This window comes from Isoptericola sp. NPDC057391, assembly GCF_042668085.1.
Taxonomy (GTDB): domain Bacteria; phylum Actinomycetota; class Actinomycetes; order Actinomycetales; family Cellulomonadaceae; genus Isoptericola.
In genome coordinates this window covers 1-5,057 of the sequence record NZ_JBHVBO010000246.1, presented here as the reverse complement: position 1 = coordinate 5,057, position 5,057 = coordinate 1, and the positions used below count along the sequence as shown (strand labels likewise).

General features: G+C 71.2%; 4 protein-coding genes. All 4 read right to left on the bottom strand.

The genetic code is table 11. The features are described 5' to 3' along the window. Positions 1 to 60 precede the first annotated feature (60 nt). Positions 61 to 1,083 (bottom strand): galactofuranose ABC transporter, permease protein YjfF, encoded by a 1,023-nt coding sequence (yjfF, locus tag ACFUVW_RS19495; protein WP_430572955.1) that lies wholly within the window; start codon positions 1,081 to 1,083, stop codon positions 61 to 63. Then, the gene (locus tag ACFUVW_RS19490; protein ID WP_430572954.1) at positions 1,083 to 2,177 is read right to left on the bottom strand and encodes an ABC transporter permease; all 1,095 of its coding nucleotides are present in this window, start codon (positions 2,175 to 2,177) and stop codon (positions 1,083 to 1,085) included. Before ACFUVW_RS19490 ends, yjfF begins: the two co-directional genes overlap by 1 nt. Then, a complete protein-coding gene (locus ACFUVW_RS19485) occupies positions 2,177 to 3,748 on the bottom strand; it encodes a sugar ABC transporter ATP-binding protein (RefSeq protein WP_430572953.1) in 1,572 nt (523 codons plus the stop codon). Before ACFUVW_RS19485 ends, ACFUVW_RS19490 begins: the two co-directional genes overlap by 1 nt. Before the next feature lie 98 nt (positions 3,749 to 3,846). Then, positions 3,847 to 4,854 (bottom strand): ABC transporter substrate-binding protein, encoded by a 1,008-nt coding sequence (locus ACFUVW_RS19480; protein ID WP_430572952.1) that lies wholly within the window; start codon positions 4,852 to 4,854, stop codon positions 3,847 to 3,849. Between the last annotated feature and the right edge of the window lie 203 nt (positions 4,855 to 5,057).

Sequence of the window (5,057 nt, the reverse complement as noted above, 5' to 3'; positions counted from 1 at the left end):
GGGGCCGACGGCGCGTGCCGCCGGCCCCGCCGCCCGGACGGGCGCCCGGCCGTGGGCCGGCTACGAGCGCCGCAGCGCGAGCAGCCGCTGCAGGACCACGAAGACCAGCAGCAGCGCGCCGATGACGATCTTGGTCCACCACGAGCTGAGGGTGCCCTCGAAGGTGATGATCGTCTGGATGAGGCCGAGCACGAGGACGCCCAGCACCGACCCGAGCACGAACCCGGTGCCGCCGGTGAGCAGCGTGCCGCCGATGACGACGGCCGCGATCGCGTCCAGCTCCATGCCCACGCCGGTCAGGGAGTAGCCGGACCGCGAGAACATGGCGAACAGCAGGCCGCCGAGGCCGGCGCACGTGCCGCTGATGACGTACACCAGCACCTTGGTGCGCGCGACGGGCAGGCCCATGAGCCTGGCCGACTGCTCCCCGCCGCCGATGGCGTACACGGTGCGGCCGAACTGCGTGTAGTGCAGCAGGTAGAACGCCACCGCCACCACGAGCAGCGCGATCACCACGCTCGACGTGATGCGCCACTGCCCGCCCGCCCAGGTGTCCCAGGCGGCCAAGGCGACGAAGGCCTCGTCGTCGATCGGGATCGACTCCGGGGCGATGAGGAAGCACAGGCCGCGGGCGAAGAACATCGCCGCGAGGGTGGCGATGAACGGCTGCACCTCGAAGACGTGCACCATCGCGCCGACGAGCAGCCCGATCAGCGAGCCGATGAGCACGACCAGCGGGATCACCACCCCGGCCGGCATCCCGGCCCGCAGGAGGTAGGCCGCGGTGACGCCGGACAGCGCGAGCACCGAGCCGACCGAGAGGTCGATGCCGCCGGTGAGGATGACGAACGTCATGCCGACGGCCAGCACGATGAGGAACGCGTTGTTGATGAACAGGTTCGCGAGCACGCCGACGGACAGGAAGTTGTCGTAGCGCGCGCCGCCCAGCACGAGCAGCAGCACGAACACCACGAGGGTGCCGACCACGGGCAGGTAGCGACGGTCGACCCGCAGCCGCCGGCCGACGGAGGGCACGCGGCGCGGGGACGGTGCCCCGGCGCGCGAGGATGCGAGGGTCGTCATCAGGCCACCACCTTGTCCGTGGACACGTCCGCGGGCTTGTCCGACGGCGCGACCGGCGCCGCCCTGCCCCGCCGTCGCGTGCGTTCCGAGAGCTTGCGCCGCATGGCGGGCGACTGGAGCAGGGTCACCGCGGCGACCACGAGCGCCTTGAACAGCGGCGTCACGAGCGGCGAGATGCCGACGTTGGTCACCGTGAGGGACAGCGTCGCGATGATCAGCACGCCGACGAACGTGCCGGAGAGCGAGAACTTGCCGCCGGCCAGCGACGTGCCGCCGATGACGACGGCGAGGATCGCGTCGAGCTCGATGAACAGGCCGGCGTTGTTCGCGTCGGCCGCCATGACGTTGGACGACAGGATCAGCCCGGCGAGCGCGGAGAACAGCCCCGACAGCGCGAAGACGGTCCACACGATCGTCCGCGCCCGCACGCCGGCGAGCCGGCTCGCTGCCGGGTTGATGCCGACCGACTCGACGAGCATGCCCAGCGCTGTGCGCCGCACGAGCAGCGCGACGAGCGCGTACACGCCGAACGCCACGAGCGTCGCGACCGGCAGCCCGAGCCAGAACCCGGCGCCGAGCATCTTGAACGGCGCGCTGGTGACCGTGGTGATCTGCCCCTCGGTGATGAGCATCGCGACGCCGCGGCCCGCCGTCATAAGGATGAGGGTGGCGATGATCGGCTGGATCCCGAGCACGGACACGAGGAACCCGTTCCACACGCCGAGCACCAGTCCGAGCGCGAGGGCCATGCCGATCGCGAGCAGCACGGTCGTCGTCGACCCCGGGTCCGGTGCGCCCGCGATGAAGGTGAGGGCCACCGCCCCGGAGATCGCGACCACGGCGCCGACGGACAGGTCGATGCCGCGGGTGGCGATCACGAGGGACATGCCGAGGGCGACCAGCATGAGCGGGGCACAGTTGCGCAGGATGTCGATCGGCGAGCCGAAGAGGTGCCCGTCGAGCACCGAGACGGACAGGAAGCCCGGGCGGACGGCCGTGTTGACGGCGAGCAGCGCGACCAGGGCGACCACGGGCCAGAACAGGTGGTGGCGCACGACGGCGCCGAACCCGCCGGCGGCCTGGGATGTGGGCATCAGCGGTCCCCTCCGCTCGCGATGAGCTCGACGACGTCGTCGACGCCGACGGTGTCGGTGTTGGTCAGCTCGGCGACCTTCTGCCGGTCGCGCATGACGGCGATGCGGTGGCTGAGCCGCACCACCTCCTCGAGCTCGGCGGAGATGAAGAGCACCGCCATGCCGCGGCCGGCGAGGTCGGACACCAGGCGCTGGATCTCCGCCTTGGCGCCGACGTCGATGCCGCGCGTCGGCTCGTCGAGGATGAACAGCTCGGGGGCGGTGGCGAGCCAGCGGGCGAGGAGCACCTTCTGCTGATTGCCGCCCGACAGGTTGCGCAGCAGGGCGTCGGGGTTCGCGGGCCGGATGTTCAGCGCCTCGATGTACCGGTGCACGATCTCGTCGACCTGCTTGCCGGGCAGCGGGCGCAGCCAGCCGCGCTCCGCCTGGAGTCCGAGCACGATGTTCTCGCGCACGGTCAGGTCTCCGACCACGCCCTCGGCCTTGCGGTCCTCCGAGGAGAACGCGATCCTGCGCCCGATCGCCGCGCGGGGCGTGCGCAGGCGGGTCGGGGTGCCCTTCACGGACAGCGTGCCCGTGTCGGCCCGGTCCGCCCCGGCGAGCAGGCGGGCCACCTCCGTGCGCCCGGAGCCGAGCAGCCCGGCCAGCCCCACGACCTCGCCCTCGTGCACGTCCAGGTCGAACGCCTGCACGGAGCCGCGGCGGCCGAGCCCCACCGCCTGCACGAACGGCTTGCCCCGGGCCGCGTCGACGGTGTGCTCGGTGCGGACCTCCAGGTCCTCCAGCACCTCCATCGACCGGCCGATCATCCGCGAGACGAGCTCCGTGCGGCTGATCTCCGACGTGCGGTACTCCCCCACCCGCGCGCCGTTGCGCAGCACGGTCATGCGGTCGGAGAGCTCGTACACCTGCTCGAGGAAGTGCGACACGAACAGGATCGCGACGCCCTGGTCGCGCAGCCGGCGCACGACGGCGAAGAGCCGCGCGACCTCGTCGGCGTCGAGGCTCGACGTCGGCTCGTCGAGGATGAGCACCTTGGCGTCCACCACCATGGCCCGGCTGATCGCGACGAGCTGCTGCACGGCGATCGAGTGCGAGCCGAGCGACGAGGCGGGGTCGACGTCGAGCCCCATGGTGGCGAGGTGCTCGGCCGCCCGGCGGCGCGTGCGGGGCCAGTCGATGGCGCCGAACCGCCGCGGCTCGTTGCCGAGCATGATGTTCTCCGCGACCGTGAGGTTCTCGCAGAGGTTGACCTCCTGGTACACGGTGGCGACGCCGGCGGCCCGCGCCTCGCCCGGGCCGGAGAACCGGTGCGGCTCCCCGTCGACGAGGATCTCGCCGGAGTCGATGCCGTAGACGCCCGTGAGCGCCTTGATCAGCGTGGACTTCCCCGCGCCGTTCTCGCCCATGAGGGCGTGGACCTCGCCCGGCAGGAGCCGGAGGTCCACCCCGTCGAGCGCCTTGACCCCCGGGAACTCGATGGAGATCCCGGTCATCTCGACGACGGGGCGCACGTCCCGCGGGCCCGCGTCGCGCGTGCTGCCGGCAGCGCCGGCGTCCGATGGCGTCATCGTTGACCTTCCGTGGAGCGCGGTGGGCGCGGCGCGGGCGTCCCGCACCGCACCCACCGCGGGTCTCGGTGGAGCGTACCGACGGTCAGTACCCGCGATCAGTACTGACGGTCCGGCAGCGCGGCCTTCGCGGCCTCCTGGTCGAACGCCTCGTCCTTGACGACGATCCGCTTCTGGACCTCCTCGCCGGCGACGACCTTCTTGGCGATGTCGGCGAGGTCCGGACCGAGCAGCGGGTTGCACTCGACGATGTAGTTGATCTTGCCGTCGGCCAGGGCCTGCATGCCGTCCTTGACCGCGTCGATCGTGATGATCTTGATGTCCTTGCCGGGCACCTTGCCGGCGGCCTCGATGGCCTCGATGGCGCCCAGGCCCATGTCGTCGTTGTGGGCGAAGACGAGGTCGATGTCGTCGTGCTTCTGCAGGAAGCCCTCCATCACCTGCTTGCCCTCCGTGCGGGTGAAGTTGCCCGTCTGGGAGTCGATGATCTCCAGGTCGCTGCCCTCGATCGCGGACTCGAAGCCCGCCTTGCGGTCGATGGCGGGGGCGGCGCCGGTCGTGCCCTGCAGCTCCACGACCTTGTAGCCCTCGCCGTCGTACTGCTCCTTGGCCCACTCGCCGGCCATCTCGCCCTCGAGCACGAAGTCCGAGCCGATGAACGACTCGTACAGCGACTCGTCCTCGCTGTCGACGGCACGGTCGGTGAGGATCACCGGGATGCCCGCGGCCTTGGCCTCCTCGAGCACCGCGTCCCAGCCGGTCTCGACGACGGGCGAGAAGGCGATGACGTCGACCTGCTGCTGGATGTACGACCGGATCGCCTGGATCTGGTTCTCCTGCTTCTGCTGCGCGTCGGAGAACTTGAGGTCGAACCCGTTCTCCTGCGTGAGCGTGTCCTGGATGGACTTGGTGTTGGCCGCGCGCCAGCCGGACTCGGCCCCGACCTGCGAGAAGCCGAGGACGATCGTGTCCGAGGCCGCGGCGGACTCGCCGCCCCCGTCCCCGCCGCCCTGCGGTGCCTGCTCGCTGCTGCACGCGACGAGCGAGGCCGCCGTGAGGGCCGCGGCGAACAGCGCCGCTCCGGCGCGCCGGAAGTGTGTGCTCATGATCTCCTCCTCGAGACGCCGGCCGACCGGGAAGCCCGGTCCGTGGGTCTGCTCTGACCCTCCGGCAACGCTTGTGTGACCGCTAACATAGCGGAGATGTGACCGGTCACAATAGGGGCGGTCCAGGATCCCGGGTCACGATCGCGTAACGCCGTCGACTTTCGCCCGGGCGAGCGTTGTGGGTGCGATCGTGGCCCCGTTCG